Annotated in this window: 14 protein-coding genes and 1 pseudogene; 5 read left to right on the forward strand and 10 right to left on the reverse strand. The window is 51.0% G+C overall.

Annotation, left to right across the window (positions count from 1 at the left end; genetic code table 11):
• Nucleotides 1–43: 43 nt before the first annotated feature.
• The 8 genes from panB to DFR42_RS16560 all read right to left on the reverse strand — a co-directional run bounded on the left by panB (nucleotide 44) and on the right by DFR42_RS16560 (nucleotide 7,001).
• Nucleotides 44–856: a 3-methyl-2-oxobutanoate hydroxymethyltransferase gene (gene panB, locus DFR42_RS16525; protein WP_110256110.1), complete on the reverse strand. Its 813-nt coding sequence runs from the start codon at nucleotides 854–856 to the stop codon at nucleotides 44–46.
• A gap of 96 nt (nucleotides 857–952) precedes the next feature.
• Complete coding sequence (locus tag DFR42_RS16530; protein ID WP_110256111.1) at nucleotides 953–1,288, reverse strand: DMT family protein; 336 nt, start codon at nucleotides 1,286–1,288, stop codon at nucleotides 953–955.
• Between the two features lie 780 nt (nucleotides 1,289–2,068).
• Nucleotides 2,069–2,521, reverse strand: coding sequence for an REP-associated tyrosine transposase (locus tag DFR42_RS16535; protein WP_110256112.1), 453 nt, complete (start codon nucleotides 2,519–2,521; stop codon nucleotides 2,069–2,071).
• 153 nt (nucleotides 2,522–2,674) lie between these two features.
• Nucleotides 2,675–3,184 (reverse strand): 2-amino-4-hydroxy-6-hydroxymethyldihydropteridine diphosphokinase, encoded by a 510-nt coding sequence (gene folK / locus DFR42_RS16540; protein WP_110256113.1) that lies wholly within the window; start codon nucleotides 3,182–3,184, stop codon nucleotides 2,675–2,677.
• Nucleotides 3,181–4,536 carry a polynucleotide adenylyltransferase PcnB gene (gene pcnB, locus DFR42_RS16545; RefSeq protein WP_110256114.1) on the reverse strand — a complete coding sequence of 452 codons (1,356 nt, stop codon included), beginning with the start codon at nucleotides 4,534–4,536 and terminating at the stop codon, nucleotides 3,181–3,183. Before pcnB ends, folK begins: the two co-directional genes overlap by 4 nt.
• The gene (locus DFR42_RS16550; RefSeq protein ID WP_110256115.1) at nucleotides 4,533–5,222 is read right to left on the reverse strand and encodes a histidinol-phosphatase; all 690 of its coding nucleotides are present in this window, start codon (nucleotides 5,220–5,222) and stop codon (nucleotides 4,533–4,535) included. The genes pcnB and DFR42_RS16550 overlap by 4 nt, the downstream gene beginning before the upstream one ends.
• A 1-nt stretch (nucleotide 5,223) precedes the next feature.
• A complete protein-coding gene (gene hda, locus DFR42_RS16555) occupies nucleotides 5,224–5,919 on the reverse strand; it encodes a DnaA regulatory inactivator Hda (protein ID WP_110256116.1) in 696 nt (231 codons plus the stop codon).
• Nucleotides 5,916–7,001, reverse strand: a complete 1,086-nt coding sequence (locus tag DFR42_RS16560) for an AI-2E family transporter (protein ID WP_110256117.1) — start codon at nucleotides 6,999–7,001, stop codon at nucleotides 5,916–5,918. Before DFR42_RS16560 ends, hda begins: the two co-directional genes overlap by 4 nt.
• Nucleotides 7,002–7,154: 153 nt before the next feature.
• On the opposite strand from DFR42_RS16560, the gene purM reads away from it, so the two are divergent.
• The 4 genes and pseudogenes from purM to DFR42_RS16580 all read left to right on the forward strand — a co-directional run bounded on the left by purM (nucleotide 7,155) and on the right by DFR42_RS16580 (nucleotide 11,187).
• Nucleotides 7,155–8,198, forward strand: a complete 1,044-nt coding sequence (purM, locus tag DFR42_RS16565) for a phosphoribosylformylglycinamidine cyclo-ligase (protein ID WP_110256118.1) — start codon at nucleotides 7,155–7,157, stop codon at nucleotides 8,196–8,198.
• 170 nt (nucleotides 8,199–8,368) lie between these two features.
• Nucleotides 8,369–8,641 (forward strand): annotated as a pseudogene (locus DFR42_RS16570) (BrnT family toxin).
• Entirely contained in the window at nucleotides 8,625–8,882 is a 258-nt protein-coding gene (locus DFR42_RS16575; protein WP_110256119.1) for a BrnA antitoxin family protein, read from the forward strand. Before DFR42_RS16570 ends, DFR42_RS16575 begins: the two are co-directional and overlap by 17 nt.
• A gap of 1,195 nt (nucleotides 8,883–10,077) precedes the next feature.
• Nucleotides 10,078–11,187 carry an HAF repeat-containing protein gene (locus DFR42_RS16580; protein ID WP_110256120.1) on the forward strand — a complete coding sequence of 370 codons (1,110 nt, stop codon included), beginning with the start codon at nucleotides 10,078–10,080 and terminating at the stop codon, nucleotides 11,185–11,187.
• Nucleotides 11,188–11,263: 76 nt separating this feature from the next.
• On the opposite strand, the gene DFR42_RS16585 is transcribed toward DFR42_RS16580, so the two are convergent.
• The gene (locus tag DFR42_RS16585; protein ID WP_170133556.1) at nucleotides 11,264–12,799 is read right to left on the reverse strand and encodes a slipin family protein; all 1,536 of its coding nucleotides are present in this window, start codon (nucleotides 12,797–12,799) and stop codon (nucleotides 11,264–11,266) included.
• Between the two features lie 741 nt (nucleotides 12,800–13,540).
• On the opposite strand from DFR42_RS16585, the gene DFR42_RS16590 reads away from it, so the two are divergent.
• Entirely contained in the window at nucleotides 13,541–14,044 is a 504-nt protein-coding gene (locus DFR42_RS16590) for a tetratricopeptide repeat protein (protein ID WP_110256122.1), read from the forward strand.
• Nucleotides 14,045–14,271: 227 nt separating this feature from the next.
• Here the strand turns inward: DFR42_RS16590 and DFR42_RS16595 are convergent, their stop codons facing one another.
• Nucleotides 14,272–15,240 (reverse strand): phosphotransferase family protein, encoded by a 969-nt coding sequence (locus tag DFR42_RS16595; protein ID WP_110256123.1) that lies wholly within the window; start codon nucleotides 15,238–15,240, stop codon nucleotides 14,272–14,274.
• Nucleotides 15,241–15,315: the final 75 nt, after the last annotated feature.

Below are 15,315 nucleotides of genomic sequence, written 5' to 3' on the forward strand. Positions count from 1 at the left end.
TGAGAAGCTCGTCGACAAGTCCTTGTCGACGAGCTTGCCAACTTTAGAAACTATGTTCCAGCGCCGGGAAAGATTTGTCTTTCACTGCCGCCACATAAGCCAGAACCGCAGCATCAATACTGGTCTGGCCTTCCATGAAGTTTTTCACGAAACGGGCTTTACGGCCTGGGAATACGCCCAGCAAATCATGCATTACCAATACTTGGCCTGAGCAATCGACACCTGCGCCTATGCCTATGGTGGGGATGTGCAGAGAATCTGTAACTTCCTTGCCCAGGCTGGCGGGAATTGCTTCCAGTACCAGCAGGGTGGCACCGGCTTCCTGTACGGCCAGTGCTTCTGCTTTCAACAGGCTGGCTGATGCATCAGTCTTGCCCTGCACCTTGTAGCCACCTAACTGATGTACAGATTGCGGTGTCAGGCCCAGATGGGCACAGACGGGTATCGCGCGTTCAGTTAAAAACTTGATGGTGGGCAGCAGCCAGGTGCCGCCTTCCAGCTTGACCATTTGCGCTCCAGCCTGCACCAGTTGCACGGCATTGTTGAATGCAGCTTCTGGAGTGGCATAGCTACCAAAGGGCATGTCAGCAACGACCAGGGCTTTTTGGTTGCCACGGGCGACAGCGGCGGTGTGATAAGCGACGTCTTGCAGCGTCACTGGCAGGGTGGAGTCATGTCCCTGGCACACCATGCCCAGGGAATCACCGATGAGCAAAATCTCTACGCCGCAACGGTCCATGAGGGAAGCGAAACTGGCATCGTAAGCGGTGAGCATGGTGATTTTTTCACCTTTCTCACGCAGAGCGATCAAGCCAGGAATGCTTACTGCTTTACGGTCTTGCAAATATTCAGCCATTCTTTTTCTCCAAAGGTGATGCTGTCGTTGGTTTTTTGTTTGACAGCGATTTTGTCTCCACCTACATCTTCTCAAGGTCTGATAAGACCCATAAGTTCACTTGCCAACGAAGAGGAAAGCAACGGCCGCCATGATGCAGGTAAATGCAGCACCGTGTCTCCAGTGCAAGGGCTCATCCAGGACAGTGACCATGAATATGCCAAAAACGATCAGGGCTATGGCTTCTTGTGCAACTTTCAATTGACCAGCGGACCAGCCACCAGCAAAGCCAATCCGGTTTGCCGGAACAGCAAGACAGTACTCAACAAACGCGATTATCCAGCTTAGCAAGATAACACCAAACAGAGGCTTGTTCATCCCGCCTTTGAGATGCCAGTACCAGGCTATCGTCATAAAGATATTCGAGAGTGAAAGCAGTAAGATAACTTGCATATTAATTTTTCGACAATGCACTGAGCATCGCTTTTGTTATATCGAAATACCAGGGCGACATCATACCTCAGCGGCCCGGAAACGTTTAGTGGCGTGTTTTGTAGGAGCGGCTTTAGCCGCGAACATCGGGGCCGTGCCGGGTGATGTGCTTAGATCGGTTAATCGCGGGCGTGTTGGAGGATGATGGTTGATCAACCAATCGCGGCTGAAGCCGCTCCTGCGGGGGGCAAATATCGATTTGTGGTTTTTAAGCTGTGTTTACTTTTGCGGAGGGGATGTTGTAGGAGCGGCTTTAGCCGCGAACATCGGTGCCGTGCCGGGTGATGTGCTTATATCGTTCAATCGCGAGCATGTTGGAGGATGATGGTTGATCAACCAATCGCGGCTGAAGCCGCTCCTACAGGGGGGCAAATATCGATTTGTGTTTTTTAAAGCTGTGTTTCCTTTTGCGGAGGGGATGTTGTAGGAGCGGCTTTAGCCGCGAACATCGGTGCCGTGCCGGGTGATGTGCTTATATCGTTCAATCGCGAGCATGTTGGAGGATGATGGTTGATCAACCAATCGCGGCTGAAGCCGCTCCTACAGGGGGGCAAATATCGATTTGTGGTTTTTAAGCGGTGTTTACTTTTGCAGAGGGGATGTTGTAGGAGCGGCTTTAGGCGCGAACATCGGGGCCGTGCCGGGTAATGTGCTTATATCGGTTAATCGCGGGCGTGTTGGAGGATGATGGTTGATCAACCATTCGCGGCTGAAGCCGCTCCTACGGGTGGGGCGATGGGCTTATAGATAAATGGCGTCCCATAATGGGTAATCGCCCAATTTTTGCACCAGGCCTGCACGTAAGGGGTTGGCAACTACATAGCGCGCCATGTCCTGGATATCTTCATCTGCTCTTGCTGCGTGATCATGAAAACCGTTTTGCCATATGCCGTTCAAGCCGAATAAGGGGCTTATGAGCCGTGAAGATTGGCCCTTTACGTGTTTCATCACTGCTGACAGATCACTGGCTTCACCCAAGGTAAATAACCAGTGCAAATGGTCTGGCATGATAACAAAAGCCAAGGTTGTGCTCATACCAGCCTGATCACTTGCTCGTAATATCTTCACCAATTGACGCCCTATACGCCAGTCTGCAAACAAGGGCTGGCGTTCACGCGTTACTGTAGTGATCAGATAGATACGACCAGGTTCGGAAAAGCGGCCGCGTCGCAGATTGCTGCCTTGGGCTGGCATTATTGACTCCGTGCAAACTGATAGAAGGTAACAAGAAACTCTGGTTTTTGTTGCTATTGTAGTTCGCGGCTAAAGGCGCTCTTACGGAGGCATTGATGGTAGGAGCGGCTTTAGCCGCGAACATTGGGGGCCGTGTCGGATGATCTGCGTATATTAATCATTCGCGGCTGAAGCCGCTCCTACAGAGGGTAATTCTTGTATGCGTTGCTCAGTCACCGCAGAGACATAGTCTTGCGCACGGCCTTTGCCGGGGATGCTGATATCGACAGATAATTGCAGCAGTGGTAGCAGCACGAAGGCGCGTTCTGTCATGCGTGGGTGGGGGACTTGCAGGTCGGCGGTGTTGATTTCTTCATCGCCATACAGGAGCAAATCCAGGTCCAGGGTGCGTGGGGCATTGCGGTAGGGGCGTTCGCGGCCATGGGCGAGTTCTGTGGCTTGCAGGTGTTGCAGCATGTCGACAGCACTCAGGCTGCTTGAGAGTTCAGCGACGGCATTGACGTAATCATCACCAGTAGAATCGATGGGCGCACTGCCGAACAGGGCAGACTGCGCCACGAGGGTGGTGTCCGGCAATTGCGCCAGCGCGGCGATGGCTTTGCCTACGGTGACTTTAGCGTCACCGAGGTTGGCACCTATGCCTATAAAAATTCGTATGCTCATTCAGCTGCGGCGGCTGCCTTGCGTGGGGCGCGGCGGCGGGGTTTGCGTTTTTTGGGGCCAGCTTCGGCTGTTTTTGGTTTGCTGTTGATCAGTTGTTCACGTTCGGCGCTGTCGCCTTCCATGAAGTCTGTCCACCATTCACCGATTTCTTCATCGATCTCGCCAGAGGCGCAACGCAGCAGCAAGAAGTCATAACCGGCGCGCAGGCGTGGGTGTTCCAGCACCTTGTACGGGGTCTTGCCTACACGTTTTTCAAAGCGTGGCTGCATGGCCCATATGTCGCGCATGTCGGAACCTATCTTGCGCTGTATCGCCAAGGCATCAGTCTGCGTATTCAATACATCATCAGCGGCCAGATGCAGGGCAGGGATGGGAAATTCGCCAGCGGCTTTATAGGCTTCCCATTTTTCCACAACCTGATGCCACAACAGCGATGCAAACAAAAAGCCTGGTGAGACTGGCTTGCCTTGTTGCACGCGTTCATCGGTATTGGCCAGCGCCAGGGTAACGAATTTCTCGCCCAGAGGTTGCTCCAGCACCACGTCCAGCAAAGGCATCAGGCCATGGTGCAGGCCTTCCTTGCGCAGTTGCTGCAGGCAGGCCATGGCGTGGCCGCTGGTCAGCAGTTTCAGGGTTTCATCAAAGACGCGGGCGGCTGGCACATTGTTGATCAGCGGTGCCATCACGGCGATAGGTGCGCGGGTGGATGCGTCTATCGTGAAGTTCAGTTTTGCGGCAAAGCGCACTACGCGCAGCATGCGTACCGGGTCTTCTCGGTAGCGGGCTTCTGGCACGCCTATGATGCGCAGGGTTTTCTTTTTGATGTCTTTCATGCCGCCGTGATAGTCGAGCACGACTTGTGAGGCCGGGTCGTAATACATGGCATTGACGGTGAAGTCGCGGCGGGCGGCATCTTCATATTGTTCGCCAAAGGTATTGTCGCGCAGCACGCGGCCATGTTCATCCTTGGGTGCGCCATCGGTGGCAGAGCCGCGGAAGGTGGTCACTTCCAGCAAATCCTGCCCAAACATGACATGCACGATCTGGAAGCGGCGGCCTATGATAAAGGCGCGGCGGAACAGGCGCTTGACCTGTTCAGGCGTGGCATTGGTGGCAATGTCAAAGTCCTTGGGTTTGACGCCTGTCAACAAGTCGCGCACAGCACCACCCACCACGAAGGCTTTAAAGCCATTCTCTTGCAGAGTCTGGGTGATGCGTATGGCATTCGCGGACACCAGTTGCGGGTCTATGCCGTGGTCTTTATGACTCAGCACAGTGGGCTTTTGGTTGGCGCTGGCGGCATCGCTCTTGTTTTTTACGCCCAGTATTTTGCGAATAAATTTCTTGATCATTGCTTGTCAAACAGGTGAAGTTGAGGCCAACCTTTTGCCTGTGCATGGGCACTTAATTTGGCATTGGGATTGGTTGCGACAGGATGGCTGACGCGTTCCAGCAGCGGTATATCGTTTTGCGAATCGCTGTAAAAATAACTATGGGTAAAGTCGCTGAGTTGCCTTAGTTGTGTAACTTCTTGCTTTAACAGCCAGTCTTGCAGATGCACGACCTTGCCCGCGCCAGAACTGGGCACGCCCAGCAGCTTGCCAGTGATATTGCCATTGGCATCGAGCTCAGGTTCTGCCGCCATTAAATGTTCTACGCCCAGCGCAATGGCGATGGGGGCAGTCACAAAACGGTTAGTGGCGGTGATGATGGCGATCAGGTCGCCCTGGTCCTGGTGCTTCTTGATCAGATCATAGGCAGCAGGCAACAGGGCAGGATTGATGACTTCCTGCATGAATTGTTGATGCAGCTCATCCAGTTTGCTACGCGGGAATTGCGCCAGTGTACCAAGGGCAAATTCCAGATACTCGACCGGGTCCAGTGTGCCAGCCTGGTATTGCGCAAAAAACTCGGCATTGCGGCGGGCAAATTCGTCAGCATCTACAGCGCCAACGCGACACAGGAACTGGCCCCATTCAAAATCAGAATCGATGGGGATCAGGGTGTGGTCAAGATCAAATAAGGCGATATTGCGCATACTATTCTGCCGTGTTGTCAGGGTCCTGCTGTTGCTGCAACATCAGTTCGCGCAGCAGAGGCAGGGTGATGGGGCGCTTGGTGACCAAAGAATAATGGTCCAGCTGGTCGAGGATATTGCTCAGCGTACTCATGTCGCGGCGGTAATGGGTAATCAGATAGGGTAACACGCCAGGGGAGATCTGTATGCCGCGCGCCTGGGCCGCTTTTTCCAGTGCTTCTATCTTGTCTTCGTCTGTCAGGCCATGTACCTGATAAATCAGGCCCCAGCCAAAACGGGTGCGCAAGTCGTCCCGCACATTCAAAATCATGGGCGGGCGGTTGCCTGCACCAATCAGGAAACCACCACGGGCACGCGCTTCATTGAACAGATTAAAGGCAGCGATCTGGTTCAGTGGTGGCAACTGGTCGCAGTCATCCAGCAGGTAGAGGCTGACACCTTCGGTAAAGTCAAAGGCGCTCTCAGGCGCATCTGCCGGGATGTAGCGGGCCGTGCCATCTGCCGCCAGGGCATGCAGCAAATGGGTCTTGCCAGCACCTGGCTCACCCCAGATATAGACTGAACGCTCGCCATACTGGCTGGTGATGCGCTGGTCAAACATGCCCAGCAATTGCGCCAGCTCAGCATTTTGCCCCACCACAAAGGTGGCAAGGGACGGCAGTTTTTGCGCGTCCAGGTCGAGTATTAATTGCCTCATGTCTGACTATAAAATGGACTATTCAGGTAAGACACACGCAAGTGCTTGACGGCAACCGAGATCACGGCAGAGGCTGGCAGGGCAATCAAAATGCCGATAAAGCCAAATAATTGCCCAAATGCCATCAGGGCAAAAATCACGGTCAAAGGATGCAAGCCTATGCGCTCACCCACCAGGCGTGGTGTCAGGTAAAACGATTCTACAACCTGGCCTATGCCATAGATAATGGCGACCGACATCAAGCCACTAAAGCCATCAAATTGCAGGATAGCACCTATCACTGCCAATACCAGGCCCAGGCCATAGCCCAGGTAAGGGATAAATACCAGAAAGCCAGTGATGATGCCAACAGGCAAAGCCAGGTCAAAACGGGCAATACTCAGTGCCACTGAGTAATACACAGCCAGTACGATCATCACCAGAATTTGTCCGCGCAGGTATTGCGCCAGGATATCGTCCACTTCTTCCACCGCACTCGCGGTGACTTTGACAAAACGGCGCGGGATGAAGTTGCTCAGGCGACGGATCAGTGAATGCCAGTCCATCAACAGATAAAACAGCACGATAGGGATCAGCAGCAAATTGGCAATCATGCCCATGACCGCAGTGCCACCAACACGCACAGAATTGAGTACGGCCTTGCCTATGGCTTCACCACTGGTGGATATTTGTTCAGTCAGCAAACTCTTGATGCCATTGCTATCGAGCCTTACCTTGATACCAAATTCATTGAGCAGGGGCGACAGCATTTCATCGAGTTTGTCAAAGAAGCGTGGGATTTGATCTTGCAATTGAGGCAATTCTTTTTGCAAAATAGGGATCATGATCAGTATCATCGCCAGCACAGCCGCTATCAAGATGACAATGACCAGGGTGGCCGCTACCGAGCGCGGCAAGCCAAACCGGCGTATGCGCAGGGCACAAAGCTTGTCCACCCAGGGTGTTAACACATAAGACAAGATGCTGGCGACAATAAAGGGCATCAGCACCGGGCCTAATAAGCCTAGCAACAGCAGCAAGGCAAATGCCACTGCCAGCCACAGCATGGATTGTTTTTGCTCCGACGTAAAAGTAAATGGCATTTTTAGGCTTGGTTAGTAATCATTTGTCATCGAAATTGCCGTTTGTCCCAAAAAAGCGGGGTTTTCGCGGTCAATTTGTTAAAATAGCGCTTTTGCCGGACTTTTCTGGCAATTTCTCTATTTTACCGCCTCCTGCCCCTATTGCCGAATATCATGAGCACTTCTACCCCTGTTTCTCTCTCTTACGCCGACGCTGGTGTCGATATGGTTGCCGGCGACGCGCTGGTTGATGCCATCAAACCCTTTGCCAAACGCACCATGCGCGAAGGTGTCATGGCTGGCATAGGCGGTTTTGGCGCCATGTTTGAAGTCAGCAAAAAATACAAGGAACCTGTCCTGGTCTCCGGTACTGACGGCGTCGGCACCAAGCTGAAACTGGCTTTCCACCTCAATAAACATGACACCGTCGGTATCGACTTGGTGGCCATGAGTGTCAATGACATCCTGGTACAGGGCGCAGAGCCTCTGTTCTTCCTCGACTATTTTGCCTGCGGCAAGCTGGATGTGGCAACTGCCACCGACGTCATCAAGGGCGTGGCCTTTGGTTGCGAACAAGCTGGTTGCGCATTGATAGGCGGCGAAACCGCTGAAATGCCATCCATGTACCCAGATGGTGAATACGATCTGGCTGGCTTTGCTGTCGGCGCAGTCGAAAAATCCAAAATCATTGATGGCAGCAAGATACAACCGGGCGACGTCATCCTCGGCCTGGCATCTTCCGGCATCCATTCCAATGGTTTCTCGCTGGTGCGCAAGATCATCGAAGTCGCCAAACCAGACCTGAACGCTGATTTCCATGGCCGCAGCCTGGGTGATGCCCTGATGGCACCAACCCGCATCTACGTCAAACCTTTGCTGGCATTGATGGAATCCCTGGAAGTCAAAGGCATGGCCCACATCACTGGCGGCGGCCTGGTAGAAAACGTCCCACGCGTACTGGGCGACAAACTGACCGCTGTTCTGCATAAAGACGCATGGACACTGCCACCCCTGTTCACCTGGCTGCAACAACACGGCGGCGTGGCCGACGCAGAAATGCACCGCGTATTCAACTGCGGCATAGGCATGGTCGTCATCGTTGCTGCTGAGCTGGCTGATGCAGCCCTGGCACAACTGACTGCGGCTGGCGAATCCGTCTACAAGATCGGCGAAATCCGCGCGCGTGAAGGTGATGAGCATCAGACCATTGTGGTGTAATGGCTTGAGCACTAGTTAGTATTGATTACGGGACCTTTCAGGTCCCGTTTTTTTGGGAGAGTCATAAAGGCGAGACCCGGCAAAGCTGACATTCTTGTCCTATAATGCAAATATGAGTGTAAATACAATTGTAAATACAGATTCGGTGCAATTATTTACTTAGGTGAACAATGCGCTTTGAATGGGATGAAAACAAAAATCAAATCAATATCCGCAAGCACGGCATAGACTTCAGTGATGCCGCCGATATTTTCAAGCATCCTATGCTGACGCTGTTCGATGGTCGTGAAGATTAAGGCGAAGATCGCTGGATTGCGCTGGGATGGATTCGCAGCGTGATCGGCGTCGTGGTTTACGTAGAAAGGGAGGGGGATGTCATTCGCATTATCTCTGCCCGTAAGGCAACAAAAAATGAGGTGAAACGCTATGAGCAAAGTATCTAAAACAGATTGGAAGCGCCTGGAAGCGATGGGCGATGAAGATATCGACACCAGCGATATTGCCGAGCTGGGTGAGGATTTTTTTCAGCGCGCAGAATTACGCGCACCCGCCAAGCAGACCGTGACCATTCGCCTTGATAGTGATGTGCTTGAGTGGTTCAAGGAACAAGGTCAGGGTTACCAGACACGCATCAATCAGTTATTGCGGGTGTATATGGAAACCAAGCAGCAGAAATCTAATTGAAAATTCGCTTGCTCCTGACTGGTAGCAAGCGAATGAACTTATACTAATAAGTATGGTTACCTGCACAGTCGTGATGTAATCGATCGATCATGTCAACGGTAAATTTAATGAGGCTCGTAATACTTGCTAAGATTTTTAGCAGTTTCAATGGGCGGCGAATTTTTGGTGATAAATCAGGTACCCATCGTTCAAAAATTTGATAGTTCAATTTCATTCTCCTTTAAAAAAAAGTGTAGTTATCATCGCATGCGACTTTGATAAAACCACTTACGATAAACGCCCAAAAATTGCCTATTTCGTGCATTTTTTGATTTTTCCGCAAAAAAAACTATTTTTGGCAAAATTAAAAACAAAAATTAAGCGAACGGTTTGCTCTTGAGTGCAGATTAATGATTGCTTCTTTCTTTTTAGTTAAACAGTTGGGGATTCCAAAAATACTCTAAATTCCATGAAGTAAATAACATTCACTATTTATTAAAAATGAGCGCAATCCCCATTTGACTGCCCCTAACATATGCACGTCTACCTAGATGGCACGATTCGCCACATGCAGTCGTAATCATGTTGTGTTTAAAAATGTACACAAGCAAATACAATGCATTTTCCGAATTTGAAGTGTCCATGAGTAGGAAACGCTAGGCGTACCATTTTTATTTGTAAGTCAGTACCTGTATCGCACAGATTCAGAAGCCACTTGTTAAACCCATGCATAGTCAAATCACTCATATCCTTGCTAATTAAAACAGCTTCGCCCACGATTTTTTCACTGTTAGAATTTGCAGGCAGCCCAGGCATGCATATAGCAATGCGTTAACGGCGAATTAATCAGCTTTGCTGTCCGGGCTTGCATCTATTCTTTTCTGCTTGAATGACTTCAGTAAGCTTCAGGCAGCCACTTTTTATAAATGCGTTCAAAGCTGCCGTCGGCCTTCATGTCTCGGAGGTTTTATTACCAGCAGAGTGCGATACGAGTTGCGTCCTGTACTGCTTCCCAAACCATCTTGTTCGTACTCACGCTATGTATAAAGTGAGTTCTAACTGTCCAGATTGTCCAAATTGTCCGGTCCCGGACAACTATCCCAAGTCGTGCAAGGAGAGTGGCAAATAATAATCATTTATCTTTATTGCCACATAATAATCCTGTATATTTGCCTGCAAATCCCCTGTACGACCTCCCTCCAGAAAGGATACCTGTATGCACCATGCATTGCGTAGTTCTTTGATTCTGCTGGCTCTGATCGGTGGCAATGCTGCTGCGACGAGTCATTCACTGGGTATAGAGCGCAAGCAATATGGCGAATCGATAGCCTATGACATGAATGCCTCAGGCCAGGTGGCTGCCGTCATCAAGGAGAAAGACGGTACGCCGCATGCCGTGTTTTTTCAAAATGGCAAACTGGTCAGGCTGGAAATGCCTGGCGAAACCGAGAGCGAAGCCAAGCGCATCAATGACAGGGGCGACATCGTCGGCTCTTCCAAAAAGGGGGAGATCTGGCGGGCATTCATCCGCAATCGCGATCGTGAAGTAAAAGAGCTAGGCACTCTGGGTGGCCCGCATAGCTATGGCGCTGCCATCAACAATACCGGCATGGTCGCAGGGTTTTCTGACACGCCAGATCGTGACTGGCATGCCTTCCTGTACCAGCCCGGCGAAGCACTGCAAGACCTGGGCACGCTGGGCGGCAGGGTCAGTTATGCCAGCGGCATTAATAATGCTGGCGAGGTAACGGGTACGTCCATGATTACCGACGGTTCACGCCATGCTTTCCTGTACAAGAAAAACACCGGCATGGTCGATCTTGGCACACTGGGTGGCCGCTATAGCGCAGGCACAGCCATCAATGACCAGGGTGCTGTGGTTGGTACTTCTGAAATGAAAGACCGTCGCTGGCATGCCTTTGTCCATGACGGCAAACAGATGGTAGATCTCGGCGCCAAGATAGGTTTTGGCGACAGCTTTGCAACCGGCATCAATAACGAAGGCCATGTGGTTGGCGTTGTCGATACCCAGGATCTGCGTTTGTCCTTTGTCTGGCGCGACAATAAAATGACCCTGCACCCGGCTGGTAAAAGCCTGTACCTGACCAATGCTATCAATAACGTAGGCCAGGTCATAGGCGCAAGTTACGACCGTGGCCTGAACGCTGCTACCATGCCGTCCAACGCCGTCCCCTTTGTCGATATGGGCGGTGACAAGATACTGGGTTTTAATATCGTCACTGTATTGATTGCTGCGGTAATCGCCATTTTCCGCAAGCGTATCAAGGGCTTGTTTTTCGATAGCAGGTTGTTTTTCAGGCCTTGAGTTTGCCATGAAGCAGGCAGCGAATGCCTGCTTCATATTCAACAGCAGCAATGAGTGATGCGATAGCCCAATATTGCTATTTCTCGATTGCAGGCTTGAAAGCAGCAACCTGTTTAAGCAGGCTTTCCAACCCACCATAGACGCTGATCTTATCGATTTTTTCAGTCATTTTTTCCAGTGTCTCCAACTCCTTGAGACGCAAGGCAACCGGGTTATCTTCCATCACTCTTGAGGTATTCATGAGTGATCTGGTGGCGGCGGTTTCTTCGCGGCGGCGTATCACATTGGCTTGCGCAGCTTTTTCTGCCTCCACTACCTTGCCCAGCATGGTTTTTATTTCACCCGGCAAGATCAGGTCCTTGATACCAAGGCTGACTATTTCTATACCCTGGACCTGCGCCTTTTGAGCAACATAGTGCAATATCTGTTCATCAGTTTCATTCTTGTTTTCCAGCAGGCCATCAAGCGTCTTGCCGCCTACTGCAGCCCTTAGTGCAAACTGGATTTCCTTGTAGATGAAATCTTTGTAATCATTCAGGCTGGCCAGCATCAGGGGTGCGTCTGTGATTTTATATCCTGCCGTTACATTGACGCGTAAAGGCACCTTGTCCTGTGTCAGCATTTCCTGGCCGGTAATTTCCAGCGTCGTCAGACGGGTATCGATGACGGTCAGGCTTAAGCGGTTTCCGCCGTGCCAATAGGCATAAAAACCTGGTTTCAAACTGGCGTGGAAAACGCCATCAATGTATAGCATACCCACATGTTCTGAAGGCACTTCGTAACTTGTGATGTGTGGTGCCAGTAATTTCGCATTATTGGCGTTGCTGCGCATAGCCAGTACGATGTGGTCTTCAATTGCGCGTGGTGCCTGTGCCAATGAAATCAATTCCAGCGTCAAGTCGCTACTGGCGAGCGCGGGTGTCGCCTGGCCGGTGACATGCACCAACTCATTTTTGTCCCACCAGACCGCCAGTTGCTGGTCACTGGTTTCTATCTTGTTCAGTTGTGTCGACAAGACCGGATGCGCGCTGGCGACGATGGCATGCACGACGTCTTTGGCATCTATCACTTGTGACTGCCGGCAAATCGTTAACTTGGTCTTGGGCAAAACATCAAAATAAGCGTGTCTTCCGGGCAATAGAAAATCACTGAAGCTTTCCTCTGCAAACAACAAGCCATAAGCACCCGCCGGTATGGTGACCTGCTTGACGCAGCCAACAGATACACCGATGGGAATTTGCTTTAACCACTCGTCAGGCACCTTCAAATCTGGCGTGATATTTGCCCTGAACACTTTAACGCCCAGACCCTGCTTCCAGAAGGCGCGTAATGAATTTGGTGTCACGCACAGAAATTGCTGGCCACTGCATACCAGCGCCACTTCATCGTGCCCTGTGCGGACAATTTCCAGATCTGTGGCCAGTGCTGCCCCATGATGTGAACTGATCCACTCAAGGTCAGCAATGTTTGCCGGGAAATCAGTCAGGTTGCCAAGCTCTACACGCTTGGACCTGGGTAAGAAATAACTGCCCTTGGCAAGAATTTTTTCAAAACCGCTACGGCCATATAAAAGACCAATCTGGTGATCTTGAATTATTTTTCGGAGGAACATAGACATTCTCAATGAAGATAAATATTTCGTCAGATGAACTCAAGAAGCCGGGGCAAGAAAAAACTATGTAAGTCAGTCAGGCGAAAACACACTGACACACATCAGTTTTGTGCAGAATAGCCTCAAGAGAACTATCCCCGCAGCATGGCGGATGAGCGTGCATGTAAGGTGCCGCAATCTTGCTTCTCGTACGCTCGCCAGAGAAACGTCAGCAAAGACACTGCTTACGTTTGCCTGGCCTTAATAGTTTGAATTAAGAACCGGGACACATACATGGTAACAATCATGCGAAGCGATGCTGCGTTGTTCAGGCGCATGCAAACTGAATACTTGAGTTTGCATGTTCAAGAACAGGAAAGCAGTTCCCTTGAGGATTACTACTGATGTATTACACATTTTTACTTCGATCAGATTACGAGTCTGAGGCTCATTTTGAGCATGGTGCGTAGTATAGGAATCGAACCTATTAACAGTTGCCTGGTGCGGTACACAAACGCATAAAATACGCTGTGCCAGCCTGAACCCATGAGTCAGAGCCTCTGCAATCAGACAACTTAGTTCCCACCGAGGAAACGCAAAGTGAGTATAGCCTGTTTGATTGCGCTGAGATTTGAAAAATGAAAAAATTTATGCCTGATGCATGCTCAGGCTTTATATATTTGTTTTCCCGCCATTTTTGACCAGGCCCTTGTGGTGGTTTATGCTGGATAATCGATCCGGCTCACTTTAACGATAAAAACCATGACTACGCTTAACGAAACCTGGGAAGAACGACTGGCTGCCTTATGGGCAGCGCTCGATACTATGCCGGTACAGGATTTCATTGCAGGCGTCGATGCAATGGCTGCCGAGCTACCGCAAGATGATGCCACTGGTCTGTTTGAACGTGGTGCTGCGCGAGACTCTTGCGGTTTTCCTCAGCTTGCCATTCCCCTGTATCAGGCAGCACTGGGAGCCGGACTGTCGGGTTTGCGGCGTCGCCGGGCAAATATACAGATGGCCAGTTCCTTGCGTTATCTGGGGGACCCGCAAATTGCGGCGGATTTGCTGTTTACAGAAATGCAGGCGAGCAGTGATGAACTCGATGCAGCGGTACGCGGCTTTCTGGCCCTGGCACTGGCTGACCTTGGTCGCGAACGCGAGGCGCTGGCTATCAGTCTGACAGCTTTGTCGACTTATCTGTCACGCTACAACCGCTCGCTGGCAAGGTATGCGCAGGGCCTGGTAGAAAAATCGACTGACTGACGATGTGCGCAATGTTGTTGAGCAGGTGCGATTAGCTTTGCGTAATCTCACGCCTGTGATGCCTGAAAATTTCTGCAAATATTCTCATAAGTGAGGGGATTTTTTTCTTGAGTTGTGTCCGATGCAGCGGCCACACTTGTCATTGCGAGCTTTAATCGTTAATCACATACGTGCGATTACGTGGGGGCTAATCGCACCTACAACTGGGATAATTTACTCGCGCGGCTTCACAGCGGAAACATCTGTTCCGCAACCTGCTCCCAAGTGTCCCGTGGCCCGCTCACAGGCACTTGCTGCATGCAAAATGTGATGTCTGAATCTGGCCTGATCAACATATAAGCGGTCAACTGGCGTTGAAAATCTGCTGTGCCGATATCTTCAATTTCACCGTAAGCCTCCAACAACGACTTGAGCAGCAAAGGGTTACCTTGCGCCATGAATATCATGGGCGTCAAGATTTCCAGCCTGTCGCTGTTACCGACGATGGCATCGCCAAAGTCCAGCAAGCCGCTTAACTTCCATTGCCCCTCTTCCTGCTTCGCCATCAAATTCCATGGATGTATGTCCATATGGATAAAGCGTGGCTCGCCTGCACTGGCAAAGTCTCCGGCAGCTTCTATGTACGGCATGACTTGTGCAAGCAAGCCCTCAGGCATTTTCCTGCGCTGGTGTCTGGCCATGCAGCCGTCGATTAACTCTTGTATATACGCTGGCCAGTCTACCTTGATGGCGATGCCTGCATCAAACTCTACATGACGAAGTTCACGAAAAAGCTGGCCAGTCTGGACCATGATGGCTTGTTTCTGTTCCAGCTCCAGTGAGGGCCATATGTCGGCCAGTAAAGTGCCCTGCAAGCGGCTGAAGATCACAAAAACCCAGTGATCAATTTCGCCGCTGGCGATCAGGCGTGGTGTTTGCAAGGACAGTTTATTTTCCAGCAGTGGCGCAACCAGGATTTCCTTATCCCCCTGACGCCGCCAGTTGGGTGGCGCAAGTTTGACGATCACTTCATCACCCAGTCCGAACAAGGCATTCCCACCCAGCGGTATTTTCTCCCATGTGCCAGCGGGCAGGTCGTATGCCTGTTGCAGATGCTCCAGTACCGGCATCCAGTCTGTCAAAGGTGTATTTGCTATGTAGTCATTGCAGGCTGGATTGTCTAAATTTTGCGGCAGGCAGTTGAGGATTGTTGTCATTAAATTTTGTGTGAGGAAATTTTTTATTATCAAAGCAAGGGTAACCCAAAAGTAACGGGACCACCAAGGTCCCGT

This window comes from Undibacterium pigrum (assembly GCF_003201815.1).
GTDB classification, from domain to species: Bacteria; Pseudomonadota; Gammaproteobacteria; order Burkholderiales; family Burkholderiaceae_D; genus Undibacterium; species Undibacterium pigrum.

Bases quoted from the DNA above. Each gene is read 5' to 3' on its own strand.
- DFR42_RS16595 (WP_110256123.1), bottom strand. From the start codon at position 15,240: ATGACAACAATCCTCAACTGCCTGCCGCAAAATTTAGACAATCCAGCC.
- DFR42_RS16560 (WP_110256117.1), bottom strand. From the start codon at position 7,001: ATGCCATTTACTTTTACGTCGGAGCAAAAACAATCCATGCTGTGGCTG.
- DFR42_RS16590 (WP_110256122.1), top strand. From the start codon at position 13,541: ATGACTACGCTTAACGAAACCTGGGAAGAACGACTGGCTGCCTTATGG.
- folK (WP_110256113.1), bottom strand. From the start codon at position 3,184: ATGAGCATACGAATTTTTATAGGCATAGGTGCCAACCTCGGTGACGCT.
- DFR42_RS16535 (WP_110256112.1), bottom strand. From the start codon at position 2,521: ATGCCAGCCCAAGGCAGCAATCTGCGACGCGGCCGCTTTTCCGAACCT.
- DFR42_RS16580 (WP_110256120.1), top strand. From the start codon at position 10,078: ATGCACCATGCATTGCGTAGTTCTTTGATTCTGCTGGCTCTGATCGGT.
- pcnB (WP_110256114.1), bottom strand. From the start codon at position 4,536: ATGATCAAGAAATTTATTCGCAAAATACTGGGCGTAAAAAACAAGAGC.
- DFR42_RS16575 (WP_110256119.1), top strand. From the start codon at position 8,625: ATGAGCAAAGTATCTAAAACAGATTGGAAGCGCCTGGAAGCGATGGGC.
- DFR42_RS16530 (WP_110256111.1), bottom strand. From the start codon at position 1,288: ATGCAAGTTATCTTACTGCTTTCACTCTCGAATATCTTTATGACGATA.
- DFR42_RS16585 (WP_170133556.1), bottom strand. From the start codon at position 12,799: ATGTTCCTCCGAAAAATAATTCAAGATCACCAGATTGGTCTTTTATAT.
- panB (WP_110256110.1), bottom strand. From the start codon at position 856: ATGGCTGAATATTTGCAAGACCGTAAAGCAGTAAGCATTCCTGGCTTG.
- hda (WP_110256116.1), bottom strand. From the start codon at position 5,919: ATGAGGCAATTAATACTCGACCTGGACGCGCAAAAACTGCCGTCCCTT.
- purM (WP_110256118.1), top strand. From the start codon at position 7,155: ATGAGCACTTCTACCCCTGTTTCTCTCTCTTACGCCGACGCTGGTGTC.
- DFR42_RS16550 (WP_110256115.1), bottom strand. From the start codon at position 5,222: ATGCGCAATATCGCCTTATTTGATCTTGACCACACCCTGATCCCCATC.